Origin of the sequence: Sorangium sp. So ce119 (assembly GCF_051524405.1) — a bacterium.
Classification (GTDB): Bacteria; Myxococcota_A; Polyangia; order Polyangiales; family Polyangiaceae; genus Sorangium; species Sorangium cellulosum_G.
On sequence record NZ_CP150310.1, the window covers coordinates 3707032 to 3726711 of the forward strand.

Sequence of the window (19680 nt, forward strand, 5' to 3'; positions counted from 1 at the left end):
CGCGAGTTGACACTGTGGACACGCGCCGTTGCACATCCACCGCGTGACACCGGACCACCACAGCAGCGATGAGGCTCGCATCCCCCGCCGCACGGCGTCGTCCGACGCCGTCCGACGTCATTTCCGGCGAACGTGGGAGTGCATGTTACAGTCCAGCAACGCCGCCGAGATGTTGTAGAACAGGGCGACGATGGCAACGGCGCAGGAGCGCGAGCGGAGGACCCTCGATCGGTACACGCTCCACGGCGTGATCGCCTCGGGGGGGATGGCGTCCGTCCACTTCGGGCGCCTCGTCGGCGCGCACGGCTTCGCCCGCGCGGTCGCGATCAAGCGCCTGCACCCGCAGTTCGCCAGGGACCCCGAGTTCTCGTCGATGCTCCTCGACGAGGCGCGGCTCGCGGTGCGCATCCGGCACCCGAACGTCGTCACCACGCTGGACAGCGTGCAGGCCGACGGCGAGCTCTTCCTGGTCATGGAGTACATCGCCGGCGAGTCGCTCTCGAGCCTGCTGCGCGAGGCGAGCGCGCGGGGGGGCCGGGTGCCGCACCCGGTCGTCTCCGCCATCGTCGCGGGCGCGCTGGCGGGCCTGCACGCGGCGCACGAGGCGACCGCCGAGGACGGGGCGCCGCTCCAGATCGTCCACCGGGACGTGTCGCCGCAGAACATCCTGGTCGGCGAGGACGGGATCGCGCGCGTGCTCGACTTCGGGATCGCGCGCGCGGCGGTGCGGAGCCAGGTGAGCCGCGTCGGGCAGCTCAAGGGCAAGCTCAGCTACATGGCGCCAGAGCAGCTCCGCGGGGCGCCGCTGACCCGCCGCGCCGACATCTACGCCGCGTCCGTGGTCCTGTGGGAGGCGCTCACCGGCCGCCGGCTGTTCACCGGGGAGTGCGACGCGGAGATCTACGGGCGGATCCTCGAGGGCGTCGTCCAGCCGCCGAGCGCGTTCGGCGAGGTGCCCAGGGAGCTCGACGAGGTGGTGCTCCGGGGCCTCCAGCGGGACCCGGAGCGGCGCTACGCGACCGCGCTGGAGATGGCGGCGGCCCTGGAGGACGCGCTGCCGCCGGCGAGCCCGCGCGCGGTCGGGGCGTGGGTCGAGGCGACGGCGGGGCCGCTGCTCGAGGCGCGGGCGAAGAGCCTCGCCGAGATCGAGACGTCCCAGCGGAGCGCCGTCCCGGCGCCGGCGCCGGCGAGGCCCGCCGCCGCGGCTCCGGCGCTGCGGGAGATCGAGACGAGCCCGGCGCGGGCCCCCGGGCACCGCGCGCGCCCGCCGCGGGCCTCGATGACGGTCGCGACGATGACGAGGACGGTCGAGGACATGGCGCGACCGGCGGCTTCCGCGCTCGCGACGCCGGTCGCCGGGGCGGCGGGGCCGCGGGAGCCGAGGGCGTGGGGCACCCGCGCCACATCGCTCGCCCTCGGGGCCGGTGCGCTCGTGCTGGCGGTGGTCGCCGGGCGCTGCGGCGCGAGCCCGGGGGTCGCAGCGCTGCCGGCCGAGCAGGCCAGCGCGAGCGCCTCCGCGACGCCCGCCGCCGCGGCGCCGGGGCCCGCGGCGAGCGCGCCCGCCGTGGGGGCCCTCGGGCCCGCAGCGGCGGCCTCCGCGCCCGCGGTGGAGGCCGCCGCGCCGACGGCGGCCCTCGGGCCCGTGGCGGGGGCTTCTGCGCCCGCGGCGGGGGCTTCTGCGCCCGCGGAAGCGGCCTCCGCGCCGGCCGTGGCCTCCGCGCCGGCCGTGGCCTCCGCGCCCGCGGCGAGGGCCTCCGCCGCGCGCGCGCCAGCGACCTCCGCGCCCGCCGCCGCGCAGACGGCGCCGGCCGCGCGGGAGCGCGCCGCGGCCACCGCGCGGCCGCGGTCGCGCTGCGTGCCTCCCTACTACGTGGACGGCAGCGGCATCCGGCGGATCAAGCGTGAGTGCCTCTGACCGGCGGAAGCGTGTAGCCTGCGCCGCGATGAAGCGGGTCCTCCTCGTCGCCGCGAGCGCGGCCGTCACGCTCCTCGCGGGCTCGCGCGCACGGGCGCAGGGCGTCGGCGAGACGTGCGCGGGCGCGTACGAGCAGGCGCAGCAGCTCGTGCGCGACCGGGCGCTCCTGCGCGCGCGGGCGGAGCTCCGGATCTGCCTGAGCTCGTGCCCGGCGACGCTCGCCGACGACTGCCAGCGCTGGAGCGAGATGGTCGAGCGGGACATGCCGAGCGTCGCGCTGTCGGCCACGTCCGCGGAGGGCGGCGCGCCGGGCCGCGTGCGGGTGCTCCTCGACGGCGCGCCGCTGGTCGAGGCGCTCCCGAAGGACCCGATCGAGGTCGATCCAGGGCGCCACACGCTGACGTTCGAGGACGCGGCGGGGACGCGCGTCGTCGCCATGGTCACGCTGTCGCCGGGCGACAAGGCGCTGCCGATCGTGGTGCGCTTCCCGGCGGCCGCGCCGGCGGCCGCGCCGACGCCTCCGCCGCGCGCCGCAGGAGCCGCGGACGCCGCCGCGCCGGCGCGGCAGCGCTGGCCGCTCGTGCTCGTCGGCGCCGGCGCCGTGGCGCTCGGCGTGGGCGCGTTCCTCGGCGTCAAGGGGCACATCGATCGCGGCGAGCTGCGCGACAGGTGCGCGCCGAGGTGCTCGGCGGACGAGGTGGAGGCGATCGACCTCGCGTGGAAGGCCGGCGCGATCTCGGCCGGCCTGGGCCTCGCCGCGGCCGGCGTGGGCGCGCTGCTCTACTTCCAGCTCGACCCCGTCGCCCCCGCCGCGCCGGCCGCCGGCCTGTCCTTCTCACCGGACGGCGCCGCGCTCTCGCTGCGCGCCTCGTTCTGAGCGCCGCGCCCTTCACGCCGCGCCGGGCGCCGCGGCTCAGCCCTTGCTGCGGATGCCGTAGCGCTCCATGAGCCGGTGGACGAGCTGCCGCGAGACCCCCATCGACGCGGCGGCCCGGGCGACGTTGCCGCCGTGGTCCCGGAGCTTCATGGCGATGTACGTCCGCTCGAACTGCTCGACCACCATGTCGCGCGCCTCGCGGAGCGGCAGCGCGGCGAACTGGGCGACGCCCATGTCGGCGGGCCGCGGCGCCACCTTGACGATCGCCTCCTCGGCGAGGTGCGGGAAGAGCACGAGCCGCGCGACCGTGTTGCGGAGCTCGCGCACGTTGCCCGGCCAGTGGTGCCCGCGCAGCAGCTCCAGCGCGTTCGGGGGCAGGTCGGCGAGCGAGCGCGGGGGCACCTGCGCCGCGAGGAAGCGCTCGACCAGCAGCGGGATGTCCTCCTTGCGCTCGCGCAGCGGGGGCACGACGGCCTCGACGACGGCGAGCCGGTAGTAGAGATCCTCGCGGAAGCTGCCCGAGCCGATGCGGCCCTGCAGGTCGCGGTGGGTGGCGGCGATGACGCGGGCGTCGAAGGACGTGTACGCCGCGGCGCCGATGCGGCGTACCTGGCGCGCCTCGAGGGCGCGCAGCAGCTTCGGCTGGAGGTCGAGCGGGAGCTCGCCGATCTCGTCGAGGAAGAGCGTGCCGCCGCTCGCCTCCTCGAGGAGGCCGGCGCGCGCGGCCTGGGCGCCCGTGAAGGCGCCCTTCGTGTAGCCGAAGAGCTCGGCCTCGATGAGGTTGGGGGCGACGGCGCTGCAGTCGAAGACGACGAACGGGCCGCCGCTGCGCGGGCTCGCCGCGTGGATGGCGCGGGCGAGGACCTCCTTGCCGGTCCCCGACTCGCCGAGCAGGAGGATCGTCTCCGAGGTGGCCGCGGCGCGCTCGAGGCGGGCGAAGAGCGCGCGCATGGGGACGCTGCTGCCGAGCGCCTCGCCGAAGCTCGCGGACGTCGAGAGCGGGACGAGGACCGGGGAGCCTCCGACGCGGACGGTGAGCGGGACGCCGCCCAGCGAGGCGACGGCGCTCGGCGTGAGGAAGCCCTCGTGGATCAGGACGTCGTTGATGTACGTGCCGTTCTTGCTGCCGAGGTCGGTGAGGACGACGCCGCGGGGCGTGAGCCGGAGCTGGCCGTGGCGGCGCGACACGCGGGCGTCGGGGATGACGACATCGCAGTCGCCGCTCGTGCCGAGCACGAGCGGCGCGACGCCGAGCGTGGCCTCGATCGGGGGGCTCTTCTGGGGGGTGACGACGACGCGCAGGTCCGGGAGCTCGATCGTGTCGCTGCCGAGGGTCGTGATCGTCCGGGTGGCGTCGTGCATTGAGCGGGTGGACGGAGGAACGGAGTAGGGAACGGCCAGCATCTCCGAATCTCGTCCAGATTTCCAGCGCGCGGTGCTGCCCGGACGCTGGACGGCGCCGCGGCCGGGGTATCCTGTCTCTCGTGACGACGCCCGAGCTCACGCCGCCCGATGCGCCGACCGATCTCGCCTTGCCCGAGCCGCTGTGGCGCGCTGTGTGCGCGGCGTACGGCGAGCCTGGGCGCGCGTACCACGACCTGGTCCACGTGCGCGAGGTGCTCTGCCGGGTGGGTGAGGTCGGCCGCGACGTCGGCTGGCGGAGGCCGCGCGAGGTGTTCCTGGCCGCGCTCTTTCACGACGCCGTGTACGTGCCCGGCCGCCACGACAACGAGGCGCGCAGCGCGGCGCTCGCGCGGGAGGCGGTCGCGCGCTGGCTGCCCGGCGCGGGGCTCGACGAGGACGCCATCGAGCGCCTCATCCTGCTCACGGCGCGCCACGGCGCGCTCGGGCCGGCGGACGTCGATGACGAAGAGGCCCTGTTCCTCGACTGCGACATGGCGATCCTGGGCAGCGATCCGGCGGCGTTCGACGCGTACGACAGGGGGATCGCCGCGGAGTACAGCGCCGTGCCGCCCGAACTCTACGCCGCGGGCCGGCGGCGTTTCTTCGAGAGGCTGCTCGCCCTCGAGCACATCTTCCTGTCGCCGTATTTCCGGGAGCGCCTCGAGGCGCGCGCGCGCGACAACCTGCGCCGGAAGCTCGAGGCGGGCTTGTAGCGGGGCGGAGCGGGCTCGCAGGGGGCGGCGCGGCCCGCGCGGCGGGGGCGACCCGCACCCCGGGCGGCACTCCAGGCGCGGATCGCTGCGCGGCGGTCAGGTCGGGACGAGCGCCGCCTCTCGCGCGCTCACCAGCTCTTGATGTCGCTCTTGCTCACGCGGCACGTGTCGGTGTTCCACTGGCTCGCGCCGCCGTGGAGCTTCTCCGACTCGCCCATGTGGTCGGTGACGGCCCGGTACTCCTGGCAGATCTTCGGTTTGTCGTCCTCCTCGTCGTACCCCCCCTTGACGTAGAGGTTCGTGATCGTGACCGTGTCCCCGTAGTTCTGGTTCGCGCCCGCGACCGTCGTCTTGACGCGGTCCACGCGGACGTTGTCGATGACCAGGTTGCGCGGGCCGCCGTTGGCGGTGCAATCGCCGCAGGAGCGCCAGAGCTTCCCGAAGTCGGCGATGTACGAGTTCGTGACGATGGTCGTGGAGCCGCCCTTGGCGTTGTGCTGGAAGATCTTGTCGGCGGAGTGCAGGGCGATCGAGCTGTTGATGCGCATCGTCGCGCCGTCCGCGCTGTTGGTCGCCGCGTCCTCGCAGACGTCCTCCCAGTAGACGTGATCGAGCGTGCAGTCGCCCTTGCAGACGATGCCGTTGCCGCCGGGGAGGCCACCCGCGATGATGAGGTTCTTGACCGTGACGCCGTCCTCGACCTCGAACACCGTCTTCTGGCCCTCTCCGTCGTCGCAGTCCGCGGTGTTGTTCACGCCGATCTTCTGGTTGTTGAAGTCGTAGACGTCCCGCCCGCCGTTGGCCGCGTTCTTCAGCACCGTCGTCTGGGTCCTGATCTCGCCGTCGCCGTTCGTGGGCGTCGGGATCTCCATCGGGATCTCGTCGCCGAGCGGCTCCTCGCCGCCGGTGCCGCCGGTGCCGCTGCTCGTGGTGCTCGCGGCCGTGGTGCTCGCGCTCGTGCTGCCCGAGGTCGTGCTGCTCGCGCTCGTGCTGCTCGCGCTCGTGCTGCCCGAGGTCGTGCTGCTCGAGCTGCCGCCGCCGGTGCCGCTCCCCGCGGTCGTGCTCCCGCCGGTCGCGGCGGTGCTGCTGCTCGAGCTGCTGCCGTCGTCCGGCGTCGCCGCGTCGTCCGAACAGCCGAGCTGGGAAGCGCCGGCGGCGCCGATCACGAGCAGCAAAGTGAAGGCTGACTTCAATCCGAATCTCATCTCGCTACCTCTCGTTCTGGATTCACGATGACGACCCGCGGCCCGGGCTGGCCACTAGGTGGACGCGAAAGCAAACGGCGATCCAGGGTGTGCGGCGGACTTCGGGCGCCGCGCGGGCGTGGGCTGCGGCCGGAGTGTCAACGCGAGGTCGACACCGGTTGACGCTCGCGGTTGACGCGCAGGGGCGCTGGACGGCGATCTTTCGATCGGATCCACGCCGGCCGGTCGGCGCGCGCTCTGCGGCTCAGTAGATCGGATCGTCCTTGCAGCCGAAGATCACCTTGACGGAGCCGGCGCCGGTGATCGCCACCTGCTCGCACGCGGGGCCGTGGAGCTTGATGGTCATCATGTCGGGCCCCGTGTAGCTCCAGCCGTTCGTGCCCGTGGTGTCTTGCATGACCACCTGGTCCCCGACGAACACGCCGACGTGGTCCGGGTTCGGCGGCGGCGCGCTCAGCGGGAACAGGCAGGTAGAGACCTCTCCCGTGATCGTCAGCAGCGACGTCTCGAGCTCGTCCTTCGTGGCCGCGAGGTAGAACTTGGGCGCGAGCGGATCTGGGTCCTGGCGCGGCTCGAGCCCCGCGACGGCGAGGCCGTTGAGCGCCTTGACCTTGCTCTCTTGCGACGCGATCCCGACCACGAACGTATGGAAGCCGGCTGCGGCCGCGTTCGTCACCGCCTGCACGGCGAACTCGTCCGAGTCGCTCTTGGGGCACGACGGGTCTCCGTCCGTCGCGAGCAGGATGTACTTCGGGTCGTCGTTCTGGATCGCCTGCAGGTACTCGACCGCCTTGTTGATGGCGTCGCCTGTCGGCGTGCCGTCCCCCTCGGGGGTCGTGCTCGAGATTGCCTGATTCACCGTGGGCGCGTTGTTGCTCGCGATCGGGATCAGGATATCGCGCGGGAAGCTCTCCTCGGTGCAGGTGCCTGTCCTGTCGCCCTGTGGGAACACCTTCAGGCCCCAGGAGGCCGCCTCGTTCGTCGCCGCGATCACCTCCTGCAAGGCGGGCACGACGATGTCCCATTTCGACGGTGTGCCCTCGTCCCCGCTCGGATCGTCCTGCATCGACGCCGAGCGATCGAGGACGAGCAGGATGCTGGCCGGCTTGCGTTCGACGTCGAAGTTCTGACGCCCGCAGTCCACTTGCTCTCCGCCGGTCGTGGCGCCAGGGGTGAAGTCGCCTCCGGGGTCGCCCCCCGACGCGCCGCCGAAGTCGTCGACTCCGGGGCCGGCGCCGGTGCCCGGATCGCCGCTGCTGCCATCGCTGCTTCTGTCGCTGTCGCTGCTCGTCGCACAGCCCGACAGCGCTGCCAATACCACGACGTGACAAATCAAGGATGCTCTCCGCATGCTGCCTCCCGTGAGCGGACTCCGGGTGACGCCCTCACGGTCGCTCTGCCGGCACCTGCGCTCCCGGGCAGGGGCCAGCAGGCGCGTCAGCGAGTGTCCTGCGTCACCGAAACCGTTTGCTGGATTCCCACGAGGCGCGCGGCGGGCTCAGGGCGCCCGTGCGCTGCTCGCGGTGGAGTTCACGGCAAGGAGCGTGCCCTGGCGCGCAGGGGGCCGAGGGCGCCCTCGTGGCGTGCTGACTGGTATATTCGATGCATCACTCGAGGTCGTCCGCGAAGCTCTCGAGCCAGCCCTCGATGTCCTCGGTCGGGACGACCAGTGGCCGCGAGGTCGGCTCTGCCGTCGGGTAGCCCCCCACCTCGTCCTGGCTGTTCACGAACATGCCGCCGCCGGAAAGGACTTCTGCGACGATGCGCAGATCGACCTCGTCGCGCTCTCTGGGCCGCGCGCCCGCGTGCGCGAGCACCGAGTCCAGGACCGACGCTGCGGGGAGCGCCACGAGGCCCTCGGGCCACACGGGCTTCTCGGGGAGGACGACGATCTGCGGGGAGACGATGGGCGCCGCTTCGCCGAGGGCATCCACGGCGATGTTGTCCTCGAGGTAGGCAGATCCCAGGGAGTTGGTGCCCACCATCGGGAGCCCCGGCGTCGTGTTGGCGCCGTGCCGCATGTAGTTGCCGACGATGCTGACCCTGGGGGGTTCCGGTGTGACGCCCGAGCTCTCCCACTCACGGACGACGGGGCCGAGCCGCATCGCCCACTTGCCGGGGTTGTAGACGACGTTGTTCACGATCGCCCCGGTCGCGAACCCCTTGTACCAGGGGCTTCGCTCGTTGTTGTGGGCGTAGAGATTGCCGACGACGGTGACGTCGGTGCAGTGATCGTGCACGAGAGTGCCCATGGAGTGGGAACCCTTCTCGTGAATCGACTCGGCGAGCCCTTCGGCGATGATGTTGTTGCTGAGGGTGACGCGGCGCGACGTGCCGGTGGGGCCGTCGAAGCGGGGGCCCGAGACCGACAGGTTCTCGTCGACGCCCCAGGCCACCGAGCAGTGGTCGATCACGATATTGTACGCCGAGGCCCCGTCCGTCGTGACGTCGGGCTCGAACCCGGACGCCGGCGCGGCCCCGGCGTCGCCCATGCGGAAGCGGAGGTGCTGGATCCGCACGTCGTGCGTGCTGATCCTCATCCCGCCGCGGATCAGCGTGATGCCCGGCGAGGGCGCTGTCTGGCCGGCGATCGTGACGAACGGCTCGGTGATGTTGAGGCGGGCCTTGTTCAGATCGATGATCCCGCCGATCTCGAACACGATGATGCGCCGCCCCGGCGTCTGGATCGCCTCGAGCAGCGAGCCCGGGCCGTCCGCGTCGAGGGTCGTCACCTTGATGACGTTGCCCACGTCCTCGACGGGTCCCGAGCCACCGGCGCCGCCCGAGCCACCGGCGCCGCCCGAACCGACGGTGGCCGAGCCGCCCGTTCCGTCCGAACCGCCTGAACCGATGGTAACCGAGCCACCGGCGCCGCCCGAGCCACCGGCGCCGCCCGAGCCGATGGTGGTAGAGCCGCCGGGCCCGCTGGCTGAGCCGCTGGTCGCCGTGCCTCCATCGGGATCGGTCGAGCATGCCGCAAGTATCATGAGCATCGCCAGGGCGCCCGCGTCGGACGCTCGGCGAGCGCGGAGGAATCGAATGTGCACTGGTATCTCCGTTGTCGAGGTGGACCCAGCTCCGAGAGGTCCGACTTTGCAGGGGAGCTTCAACGATCGATCTTGCCCACGCCTGCGCCGGCCATCACGATCGCCGGGACATCCGCGCTGCTGTCCACCGTGTAGTGGTAGTAGGTGCTCGGCTCGACGACCGGGCCAGCCTCCTCGATCTCGTGGTTGCAATCGACGAGGGTGTTGTCCCGAGAGACCATGCGGCCAGGGTTGTTGTCCTCGAAGATCACCCGGCCGGGGTTGTTGACGCTGAAGAAGTAGTTACCTTCGGCGACCACCCCGGCGTCCCAGGTGGACGCGATCCCGTAGCTGTTGTCGTTGTAATAGTTGTTGTAGACGTGCACGGGCTCGCCGAATCGGACCCGCGGGTTGCGCTGATCGGAACGATCGAAGAAATTGTGGTGATAGGTGACCCGGAGCCGGCCGATGTCCTGAGAGGCGCCGAGCTCGTCGTGACCGAGGAGGCAGGTCTTCGTGTGGTCGTAGAAGTGGTTCCACGACACGGTGATGAGATCCGAGCCCCGCTTGATGTCGAGCGCGCCGTCGCCCCCGTTCGATAGATCGCAGTGATCGATCCAGATGTGGTGAGAGAACATCTGAATATTGATGAGATCGTCCGAAGCTCCGGTGATCTTGATGTTGCGGATGATGATGTTGTGGACCGCGTCCGGCGGAGGGGAGGTGATGGCGTCGTCCACGGGCAGGCCGATCTTGAGGCCGCCGCCGGTGAGCGTCGCGTCGGCGCCGAGGCCGAGGATCGTCTTGTGGGACGTCACGTCGTGCATGCCGTCGGTGGCGCCGGTGGGCAGCGCGATCGCCCCGGAGACCTGGATGACGTACGGGCCAGGGCGCGCGATGTAATCGAGGAACTCCTCGGTGGTGGTGACCGTGACGACCGGGCCGCCCGCGCCGCCCGTGGTCGTCCTGACGCCATGGCCCTCCACGGACGCGAACCCGTCCGGCCCGTCCCCGAGCACCGGAGGCGCGCCGCCGGCCCCGCCCGGACCGATCGAGGTCGCTCCGCCGCCCTGGCCGCCCGCACCCATGCCAGCGCCCCCGCCGTCGCCGCCCGCGCCCGAGGAGCTGCCGTGGCCGACCGAGGTTGCGCCGTCCTGCCCGCTCGTGCCACCCGGAGCGCCGCCCTGCCCGGCCGCCTCATCGCTCGGCCGGGGCGAGCTCGCTGCGCCGGAGCAGCCGACCAGGAGCGTGCAACCCAGGAGGACCAACGAGAGAACAGCACTCTTCATGAACACATCAGATAAGCAATGACGATGCCGCCCTCTCCAAGCCGCCCGCCGACGGGCATTCGGACCCGCCGGAAGCCGCGCTGTGCTCGCGGCGTCAGGGCGCTTGTCGCAGCGCGCCGTGAGCTCGCCGAGTCAACCTCGGGTTGACGTGCTTGACGGCGCCGACGCACGACATGTCCACCGCGCGTTGACCAGCGACCATCGGCGGGAGCTTCGCCGACGCCTCGTGGACAGCCGCTCACGTCAGCGCCGTCCATCGCGGCCGCTCCCCGCGAAACGCAGCAAGTCAGGTCGGTCTCTCGTGTTCCCGCTCGCGCTGCTGGCGCTCGGCCTGTGCGCGTGCGGCGGCGACGAAGCCGCCCCTCCAGCGGCGGACGGAGCCGGTGGCTCCGGGGGCTCGCCCCCGGCCGGAGTCGGCGTCACGACGGGCAGCGGCGCCACGGCCAGCAGCGGCGCCACGGTCAGCAGCGGCTCCACGGCCGGCAGCGGGCCTGAGAGAGGCCCTCTTCGCCGCGCTGGAGATGCGCCGGCTGCCCGTCCTTGAGGAGGCCCGCGCCCGCGTGCTGTCCTGCCAGGAGCCGGCGACGCTGCAGCGCTGGCTGCTGCGCGCGATGAGCGCGAGCTCCCTCGACGAGGTCTTCGCCGCCTAGCGACGCCCGCGGGAGGACCGCGGGCCCGCGCGGTCGGCGCTCACCCCTTCCAGCCGGGCGGCGGCTTGGCGAAGCCCGTCTCGGCGGGGAACGGGCTGGCGGTCTCGCGCTGGGAGAGCCCGTCGACGTCGATCCCGAGCGCCCGCAGCCCCTCGCGCTGCTCGTACCGGATCACCAGCACGGCCGCGGGCTTCGGCGTCGCCCGTTCGAACTGCGTCGAGGTGATGCGCGACTCGCGCCGCTCGCCGAACGTCGTGCCGAGCCCCTTCGGCGCCGCGGGGGCCGGCACGAAGCCGGGGGCGGGCGGGGGAGCCGAGGGCGACAGCGTCGGCGGGCGAGCCGCGGGCGCCGGCGCAGGCGGGCCGAACGCCTGAGGTGCCGGCGGCGCGCCCAGCGCGCCGGGCGGCGGCCCGCCGAACGGCGGCGGCGAGAAGGGCGGCGGGGGTGGCGGGGGCGGGGGCGCCAGCTCCTCGAACACCGCCACGCCGATGACTCCCACGTTGCGCGGCTTGCCGATCTTCGCGGCATACGATTGCTCGATGCTCCCGAACCGGAACGTCGCGACCTCGCTGTCGCTGATGCGGAATCCGGTGAAATCGAACGAGTCGCGAGGCCTGATCACGAGCCCGCGCAGGTCGAACGAGGCGTCCTTGCCGCTCTGCACGTCGAGCCCATCGACCGACGGCACCACCTCCACGCGCCCGCCGGTCAGGTTCCGCACGCGCAGCGCGTACCGCTGGCCAGACCGCCCCTCGACGTACGTCGTGTCGCGTTGAACGTACTCCCGCGTCGGCGTGAGCGCGCCGCCCTCTTCGACGAGCAGCTCCACCTCGACGATCCCCTTCAGATCCCGCATGCGACTTCCCCTCTCCTCGCGTCGCCCGCCTCCGCGGCGCGACGGCAAACGTCCGGCAGATACGTGAACCTGCGCGCCGCACCCGTGTCAAGGCGACGGCAGGAGATGCCGGCCCGCCGTCGACCTCGATCGCCAGGGGCCGCGCCCCGGCCCGGACCGCGGCGAGGCGCGCGGGCGCGGCCCGGGCGCGCGCTTCCGGGCCGGCGCGCTTCTCCATACCGCCCGGGGGCGCCACGCGCTATCACCGCACCCGCGGGAGGCGCGGGCGGCGCCCGTTCCTCCCGGGTGCACGCATGATCGCCGTGGTCGCAGAGAAGCCCGCCGTCGCCCGCGACATCGCCGCGGTGCTCGGGGCCTCGCGGCGCGGCGAGGGCTTCCTCGAGGGGGGCGGCTACGTCGTCACGTGGGCGGTGGGGCACCTCGTCGCCATCGCCGAGCCGCACCAGATCGACCCCGCCTGGAAGCGCTGGCGCCTCGACCTTCTCCCGATGCTACCGGCGCGCTTTCCGCTCGTCGTCCTCCCCGGGACGCGGGCGCAGTTCGAGATCGTCCGGAAGATCCTTGGCCGGCGCGACGTCCAGCGCGTCGTCTGCGCGACCGACGCAGGCCGCGAGGGCGAGCTCATCTTCCGCTACATCTACGAGGCGGCCGGCTGCACCCGGCCGGTCGACCGGCTCTGGATATCGAGCCTCACCCCTGACGCCATCCGCGACGGGCTCCGCCGGCTGCGCGACGCGCGCAGCTACGACGGCCTCGCCGACGCCGCGCGCGGGCGCAGCCGGGCGGACTGGCTCGTCGGCATGAACCTCTCGCGCGCCTACAGCCTCGCCTTCGACCAGGACCTCTCGGTGGGCCGCGTGCAGACGCCCACGCTGTCCATGGTCGTCGAGCGCGAGCTCGCCATCCGGCGGTTCGTCCCGGAGCCGTACCTCGAGGTCGTCGCGACCTTCTCCCCGTACCGGGACGACGGCGCGGGCGCCGCCGAGTCGTCGTACAAGGGCACGTATTTCCGCGACAGGGATCCCCCCGGCGAGCAGCCCGGCGCCGCGGGCGGCGAGGCGCGCGAGACAGCACCGCTGCGGAGGCGCCTGCCGCCGGACGGCGAGGAGGCGGCGCGCATCGTCGAGCGGGCCCGGCGCGGCGAGGCGCGCATCGAGGCGATCCGGTCCGAGTCCCGCCGCCTCCCGCCGCCGCTGCTCTACGACCTGACCGAGCTCCAGCGGCACGCGAACCGCCTTTACGGCTTCTCCGCGCAGAGGACGCTCGAGGTCGCCCAGGCGCTCTACGAGCGCAGGAAGCTCATCAGCTATCCGCGCACCGACAGCCGTCACCTCTCGACCGAGATCGCCGCGACGCTCGGCGCGGTGGTGCAGGCGGTCGAGGGCTCTTACCGCGGCATGCTCGCCCCGGGGACGGGGATCCGGCCGCTGGGAAAGCGCTTCGTCGACGACGCCAGGGTCGGCGATCACCACGCCATCATCCCCACGGGGGCGCGGTCGTCGCGCGCGGATCTGTCGACCGATGAGCAGAAGATCTTCGATCTCATCTGCCGGCGCCTGCTCTCGGCGTGGCACGAGGATCACGTCACGTCGATCACCACGGTCATCACCGCGATCACGACGCGCGGCCGCGGCGAGGGCGCCGGCGCGCCGATCGTGGACCGCTACCACAGCGCGGGCAGCGTCGTGGAGAAGGTCGGGTGGAAGGTGCTCGACATCGGCTTCGGCAAGCCGCCGGCGAAGCCGCGCAAGAAGGGCGACGCCAGGGAGGACGGGGAGGGGCGCGACGGCGGCGAGGGCGAGGGCGAGCGCGAGCGGGAGACCGCGGATCAGCAGCTCCCGGCGGGCCTCGTGAAGGGGCAGGTGCAGCTCGTGCTCGACGCGCAGGCGCTGGCGAAGAAGACGCGCCCGCCGCCGCGCTTCACCGAGGCGACGCTGCTCACCGCCATGGAGACGGCGGGCAGCAGCCTCGACGAGAAGGAGCTCTCCGAGGCGATGAAGGACTCGGGCCTCGGCACCCCGGCCACGCGGGCCGCGATCATCGAGACGCTCCTGCGGCGCGAGTATCTCGTGCGCAAGGGCAAGCTGCTGCACGCGACGGACAAGGGCGTCGGGCTGATCGAGGTCGTCCACGCGGACGTGAAGAGCCCCGCGATGACGGGCGCCTGGGAGGCGAAGCTCGCCCGCATGGCCCGGGGCGCCGGCGATCTGCCCTCCTTCATGGCAGGCATCGAGTCGTACGTGCGCCACGTGGTCGAGGAGGTGAGCGCCGGGCGTCGTCCGGCGGCGGGCGCCGCGCCCTGGCCCGGAGCCAGGGAGTCTCCATCGCGGGAAGACGGCGAGTCGAGGCGTCCCGGGAACGGGCGTCAACCCGCGCCGGCCGCGCCGGCCGCGCCGCGGGAGCGCGAGGCGCCGCGCGCGACGACGCGCCGCGCGCCGGGCAGCAGCGGGGCGGTCGCGCCGGCCGCCGCGTCGCGCGGCGCTCTTCAGACCGTCGCGGCGGCCGCGGCATCGTCGCCGGCGCGGGCGCAGGCGCGGGCTCGTCCGGCAGCCGTGGTGCCCATGCCGGAGCGATCCGCGCCGGCGGCGCCCCCGCGGGCGCGTGGGGCGGTTGCAGGTTCACCTCCGGCGCGTGGGGTGGACACGGCATCATCGCCGGCGCGCGCCGCGGCCATCGCGCCGTCGCCATCGCGCGCCGCGGCCATCACGCCGTCGCGCGCCGCAGCCACCGCGCCGTCGCCAGCGCGCGCCGCCGCCATCGCCCCCTCCCGGGAGCGCCGGCCGGCGGATCTCCTCGAGCTGCTCCAGCAGTGCTTCGGCTTCCGCGCCTTCCGCCCCTACCAGGAGGCCGTCTGCCGGACGGCGGCCGCGGGGAGCGACGTGCTGCTGGTCATGCCCACCGGCGCCGGCAAATCGCTCTGTTACCAGCTCCCCGGGATCGCCCGCGGCGGCACCACGCTCGTCGTGAGCCCGCTCATCGCCCTCATGGAGGACCAGGCCGCGAAGCTCCGGGCGTGCGGCTTCGCCGCCGAGCGCATCCACTCCGGCCGGAGCCGGGCCGAGTCACGGCAGGCCTGCGTCGATTACCTCGCCGGCGCGCTCGATTTCCTGTTCATCGCCCCCGAGCGGCTCCGCGTGCCCGGCTTCCCCGAGATGCTCGCGCGCCGGAAGCCGGCGCTCGTCGCGGTCGACGAGGCCCATTGCATCTCCAAATGGGGACACGACTTCCGCCCTGATTACCGCATGCTCGGCCAGCGGCTCCCGGCGCTCCGTCCGGCGCCGGTCATCGCGCTCACCGCGACCGCCACGCCGGTCGTGCAGGACGACATCGTCGAGCAGCTCGGGCTCGCGGCCGCGGCGCGCTTCATTCACGGCTTCCGGCGGAGCAACCTGGGTATCGAGATCCTCGAGGTCAGCCCGGGGGAGCGCCTGGCCCGGGTGCGCGCGCTGCTCGGGCGGGAAGGCCGCACGCCCGCCATCGTCTATGCGCCGACCCGGAAAGAGGCGGAGTTGCTCGCCGCCGGCCTGGCCGAGGAGCTGCCTGCCGAGGCGTACCACGCCGGCCTGGCCCCCCAGGTGCGCGACCGGATCCAGGCGGCGTTCCTGGACGGCAGCACCGAGGTCATCGTCGCCACGATCGCCTTCGGCATGGGCATCGACAAGCCCGACGTGCGCACGGTCATCCACGCCGGGCTGCCCGGGAGCGTCGAGGGCTATTATCAGGAGATCGGCCGCGCCGGCCGCGACGGGCTCCCTTCGCGGGCCGTGCTGATGCATTCGTACGTCGACCGGCGAATGCACGAGTTCTTCCACGAGCGCGACTACCCTGAGCCGGCGATCCTGCAGCGGATCGAGGGGGAGCTCTCCGAGGCGCCTCGTCCGCGGGAGGAGATCCTGCGCGATCTCGGGATGGATCCCGAGGTCGCGGACAAGGCGCTGGAGAAGCTCTGGATCCACGGCGGCGCGCGCGTCGACGCCGACGGGGGCGTCGCGCTGGGGGAGCCGGGGTGGCGCGCGCCCTACGAGGCGCAGCGGCGCCACAAGCTCGCCGAGCTCTTGCAGATGGCGCGGTTCACCGAGAGCCACGGCTGCCGCATGCTCCACCTGGTCCGCCATTTCGGCGACCAGGAGGACACCGGCGAGGCGTGCGGCCTGTGCGACGTCTGCGCGCCGGCCGCGTGCGCGGCGCGGGAGTTCCGGGCGCCGAGCCGCGACGAGGCGCAGGCGATCGCGCGCATCCTCGCGGCGCTGCGCGACGGCGGGCAGCCGACGGGGCGGCTCCACCGCGAGGTGTTCGCGGATGGGTCGCTGGAACGGCGCGACTTCGAGCACCTCCTCGGCGGCCTCGTGCGCGCGGGCCTCGTGGAGGTGCGCGACGAGTCGTTCGAGAAGGCGGGCGAGACGATCGCCTACCAGCGCGCGTCGCTCACGCCGCGGGGCCGCCAGGGCGAGGCGCGGGGCGTGAGCGAGATCTCGCTCGCGAAGGCCCCGCCCAAGGTGAAGAAGCGGCAAGGCGCGAAGTCGTCGGACGCGCGGCGGGCGTTCTTCGCGCGCAAGGCGCAGCGGAAGAAGGGCCGATCGCGTTGACCGATCGCGCTCGCGCGGCGCTCAGCGGAAGATGCCGAAATGGCCGAGCACCCACCAGAGCAGGACGAAGATGAGGATGGTGCTGAAGCACCCACCCCCGAGCTTCTTCGCGCCGTAACCTGCCGCAATCCCACGCAGAATCTTGCTCATCGAACGACCTCCGGCCCCGTATCGGGGTGCTCGACGGGCAAAGCAACGGGGGTGCCACGGAGAGGGGGCGTAATCTCGCGGCGGGAACCGATGGTTTCGCTCGCTTGATGATGGGGACGTCGGCGCGCACGCCACAGTGAGGCGTTTCGCACCACTGGAGGCTCGTGGCCGCTGGCGCTTCGGTGGGCCCAGGAGCCGGATCGACGGGGGCTTATCGGCCGAGCTTGGCGATGACGAGGCGCTGGTGGCCGTCGTCTCCAGGGCCGGGGAGGGGGCCCGCGCCCCAGTCGGCGTCGGGGGCTCTCGTCCAGCCCGTGACGAGCGTCTCGCCGGACGGCGAGCTGGCGACGGCGTAGGGGACGGCGTCCTTGCCCAGGAAGCGATGCCAGACGAGCTCCGCGTCAGGGCTGAGCTTCACGACGAAGCCGGAGTCGTCCGCCAGAGGGAGTGGGCCGTTGCCGAGGTCGATCTCCTGCTGAGCGTTTCCGACGACGACGACGTTGTCGAAGGGGTCGAGCGCAAGGCCGCGGGCCATCTGACTATCCGTCCCGCCAAGTGTACGCACCCATCCCACGGTGCCGTTGGCCTCGAACTGCACCACGAAGACGTCCCTGTTGACCGACGTTATTGTGTGTGAACCTATCTGCAGTTCGCCACTGTGATCTCCGGCCAACACAGGCCTTCCCGAGGAATCTACGGCAATGCCCATCACGTCGACACCTGCCGGGCTCGGCCCGATGGGGCGCATCGTCCTGATCCAGTCCGGTACTCCGGACGGCGTGAGTTTCATGACGAAGCTGCCTCGATCCAGCGTGAACCTATCGAGCTCGGCGGTTCCAAGCGTCGAGCCAGCCATGAAGATATTGTTCGAACGATCGGTCGCAATGGCCGCAGCGTTTACTGACGCCCCTGATCTGCCGAGGCGGCGGGCCCAACAGCCCGGCGCAGTCACGAGGCCTGTGGCACCGTCGAGCTTCGCCACGAAGATGTCCGAGTCACCGTCGGGCTGGATGGGCCCGCTGCCGAAGTCGATCGGGCGACTAAAACTTCCCGCCACGATCACATCATCGTTGGCATCGATCGCGACGGCGCTGATCCCGCCGCCCTCCGGGCCCTTGGTCCAGATGCGCTTGCCCGATGCATCGAGCTTCGCGATGAATGGCCCCGCTGGAAGGGGCCCATCGCCGAAGTCGATGCCGCTATCGCTGATACCGCTCAGAATCGGGTTGCCCTTGAAGTCGACGGCGAGCGTCCACGGCTCGTCCGGGTAAGAGTCACCAAACTTCTTGGACCACAGGGGCTCTCCGGTCGGGCTCAGCTTGAGGAGCAGTATATCGGTCGTGCTGGCAGACGAGAGCGTATCGCCGCCGATCGTGATCGTATCCAAGAAGGCGCCGGTCACGAACATGTTGCCGTCGGCATCACTCGCGATGTCCATGAGGTGGACGTCGCCCGTCTGCTTGAATGCGGTCGTCCAGGCGAGGCACTCCAGGCCGTCGCAGTTCTCGTCGTCCGCCGCGTCGCAGCGCTCCACCGCCGGCAGGATCTCTCCCTCGCACACGCCCCAGGTCCCGTCGGCGCTGCAGGTGCGCACGCCTTCCCGGCATATCCCCTCGTTCCAGGTGACCGGCGGGCCGCCGTAGCACGCCTCCGACGCGTCCGGTGTGCAGGGTGTGGGCTCGTCTCCGCCCCCAGCACCCCCAGCACTCCCAGCACCGCCTGCGCCCCCGACACCGCCAGCGCCGCCCAGCGACTGACGATCGGTGAACTCGTCGAGGCCGAGCAGCGCGGCGCACCCGCTGGCGCACAGGATCAGACCGGCGATCGAACCAGGGACGTACGCTCGTGCTTGCATGAGATGTTCTGCGCGCTCGCGATCTGCCGCGGGAGCGGTTGCGCGGACGCCGGAACGGAGGCTATCACGGCGGCAGCGCTGCTGGCGCCGGGTTTCTGCTCGATCGCCATGGCGTATCGCGCGCGCTCGCCCTAACCTCGGGTGCCTCGAGGCGGCGCGCCATAGCCGAGGAACGAGAGCCCTATCCGTGAGGAGAGCCGGCGGATCGCCGCACGCGGAAGCAGGCGGGAGAGCTGGGCCGTCGCCTTGCTCAGCGCGGTCGGGACGGCGACCACGTCGCCCCGATCCGCCGCCGCGATGCCGTAGGCCGCGCAGCTCTCGGCGGTGAGCTCGAACGGCACCTTCCTGCGCGGCACGCCAGGCGCGCCTGTGTCGAAGATCTCCGTGGTCACCGGCCCAGGACACAGCGCCGTCACCGTGACGCCGGTCCCGCCGAGCTCCACGGACAGGCTCTCGGAGATCGAGAGCACGAACGCCTTTGTGGCTCCATACACCGCCTGTCCCGGGGTCGGCTGGAACGCGGCGAGCGACGCGACGTTGAGCACGCGCCCGCCGCCGCGGGCCACCAGGTCGGGGACGATCGCCGCGCAGAGCGCGACGACGCTCTCGCAGTTGAGCCGCACGAGCATCGCCTGCGCTGCCGGGTCGCCGTCCAGAAAGGGCCCGAGCCGCGTCGTTCCCGCGTTGTTGACCAGCCAGGCCGCGCCGCCCAGCGCGCGCGCCCGATCCCGCACGTGCAAGGCCGCGCCCTCCGCGGTGACGTCGAGCTCGAGAGGGTGGATGGGCGCATGCCCGGCGGTGCGCGCTCGTGCGGAGAGCTCCTCCAGGCGGTGCGCCCGCCGGCCGATGGCGAGCACGGGCTGCCCGCGCGCCGAGAGCTGCCGCGCGAGCTCCGCACCGATGCCGGACGAAGCGCCTGTAACGATGGCGAGACCCGAGGTGATCGTCATGGGAGCGATCCCTTTACGCCGCACCGCCACGGATCGCGAGGGGGCCCTCGCGCCCCCATGCATGGACGCTGCGTTGGGGACCCAAGCGTGCTTCGCCGCGTCGCGTAATGCTCGAGGGAACGCCACGAGCGCGTCATCCGGTGCGAACAGACGCCGCGGCGGCGTCTGCATCGCACCGTGTCGCTCCGCGATGCGCGCGCCTAC

At 72.6% G+C, this 19680-nt stretch carries 14 protein-coding genes; 5 read left to right on the forward strand and 9 right to left on the reverse strand.

The window, feature by feature from the left end; genetic code table 11:
* The first annotated feature begins 190 nt into the window (after positions 1–190).
* The gene (locus WME76_RS13860; protein ID WP_437960600.1) at positions 191–1915 is read left to right on the forward strand and encodes a serine/threonine-protein kinase; all 1725 of its coding nucleotides are present in this window, start codon (positions 191–193) and stop codon (positions 1913–1915) included.
* Positions 1916–1943: 28 nt separating this feature from the next.
* Positions 1944–2792 carry a hypothetical protein gene (locus tag WME76_RS13865; protein WP_437960601.1) on the forward strand — a complete coding sequence of 283 codons (849 nt, stop codon included), beginning with the start codon at positions 1944–1946 and terminating at the stop codon, positions 2790–2792.
* Between the two features lie 36 nt (positions 2793–2828).
* Here WME76_RS13865 and WME76_RS13870 read toward each other — a convergent pair whose 3' ends face one another.
* Positions 2829–4196 carry a sigma 54-interacting transcriptional regulator gene (locus tag WME76_RS13870; RefSeq protein WP_437960602.1) on the reverse strand — a complete coding sequence of 456 codons (1368 nt, stop codon included), beginning with the start codon at positions 4194–4196 and terminating at the stop codon, positions 2829–2831.
* Positions 4197–4276: 80 nt separating this feature from the next.
* On the opposite strand from WME76_RS13870, the gene WME76_RS13875 reads away from it, so the two are divergent.
* On the forward strand, positions 4277–4909 hold the full coding sequence (locus WME76_RS13875; protein ID WP_437960603.1) for an HD domain-containing protein: 633 nt from the start codon (positions 4277–4279) through the stop codon (positions 4907–4909).
* Between the two features lie 128 nt (positions 4910–5037).
* Here the strand turns inward: WME76_RS13875 and WME76_RS13880 are convergent, their stop codons facing one another.
* A complete protein-coding gene (locus tag WME76_RS13880; RefSeq protein WP_437960604.1) occupies positions 5038–5781 on the reverse strand; it encodes a pectate lyase in 744 nt (247 codons plus the stop codon).
* Between WME76_RS13880 and WME76_RS13885 the strand changes: the two genes are divergently transcribed.
* Entirely contained in the window at positions 5762–6145 is a 384-nt protein-coding gene (locus WME76_RS13885; RefSeq protein WP_437960605.1) for a hypothetical protein, read from the forward strand. The genes WME76_RS13880 and WME76_RS13885 overlap by 20 nt on opposite strands.
* 213 nt (positions 6146–6358) lie before the next feature.
* Here the strand turns inward: WME76_RS13885 and WME76_RS13890 are convergent, their stop codons facing one another.
* From WME76_RS13890 to WME76_RS13905, 4 genes are all read right to left on the reverse strand, one after another.
* Positions 6359–7435: a vWA domain-containing protein gene (locus tag WME76_RS13890; RefSeq protein WP_437960606.1), complete on the reverse strand. Its 1077-nt coding sequence runs from the start codon at positions 7433–7435 to the stop codon at positions 6359–6361.
* A 286-nt stretch (positions 7436–7721) separates the two neighbouring features.
* A complete protein-coding gene (locus tag WME76_RS13895; protein WP_437960607.1) occupies positions 7722–8864 on the reverse strand; it encodes a pectate lyase family protein in 1143 nt (380 codons plus the stop codon).
* A gap of 356 nt (positions 8865–9220) precedes the next feature.
* Entirely contained in the window at positions 9221–10429 is a 1209-nt protein-coding gene (locus WME76_RS13900) for a pectate lyase family protein (RefSeq protein ID WP_437960608.1), read from the reverse strand.
* 690 nt (positions 10430–11119) lie between these two features.
* Positions 11120–11935 (reverse strand): hypothetical protein, encoded by an 816-nt coding sequence (locus tag WME76_RS13905; RefSeq protein WP_437960609.1) that lies wholly within the window; start codon positions 11933–11935, stop codon positions 11120–11122.
* A gap of 293 nt (positions 11936–12228) precedes the next feature.
* On the opposite strand from WME76_RS13905, the gene WME76_RS13910 reads away from it, so the two are divergent.
* The gene (locus tag WME76_RS13910; protein ID WP_437960610.1) at positions 12229–16521 is read left to right on the forward strand and encodes a DNA topoisomerase 3; all 4293 of its coding nucleotides are present in this window, start codon (positions 12229–12231) and stop codon (positions 16519–16521) included.
* Between the two features lie 21 nt (positions 16522–16542).
* On the opposite strand, the gene WME76_RS13915 is transcribed toward WME76_RS13910, so the two are convergent.
* From WME76_RS13915 to WME76_RS13925, 3 genes are all read right to left on the reverse strand, one after another.
* Positions 16543–16671 carry a hypothetical protein gene (locus WME76_RS13915; RefSeq protein WP_020736078.1) on the reverse strand — a complete coding sequence of 43 codons (129 nt, stop codon included), beginning with the start codon at positions 16669–16671 and terminating at the stop codon, positions 16543–16545.
* A gap of 211 nt (positions 16672–16882) precedes the next feature.
* Entirely contained in the window at positions 16883–18526 is a 1644-nt protein-coding gene (locus WME76_RS13920; RefSeq protein WP_437960611.1) for an SBBP repeat-containing protein, read from the reverse strand.
* Positions 18527–18657: 131 nt separating this feature from the next.
* Positions 18658–19476: an SDR family NAD(P)-dependent oxidoreductase gene (locus tag WME76_RS13925; RefSeq protein ID WP_437960612.1), complete on the reverse strand. Its 819-nt coding sequence runs from the start codon at positions 19474–19476 to the stop codon at positions 18658–18660.
* Positions 19477–19680 lie beyond the last annotated feature (204 nt).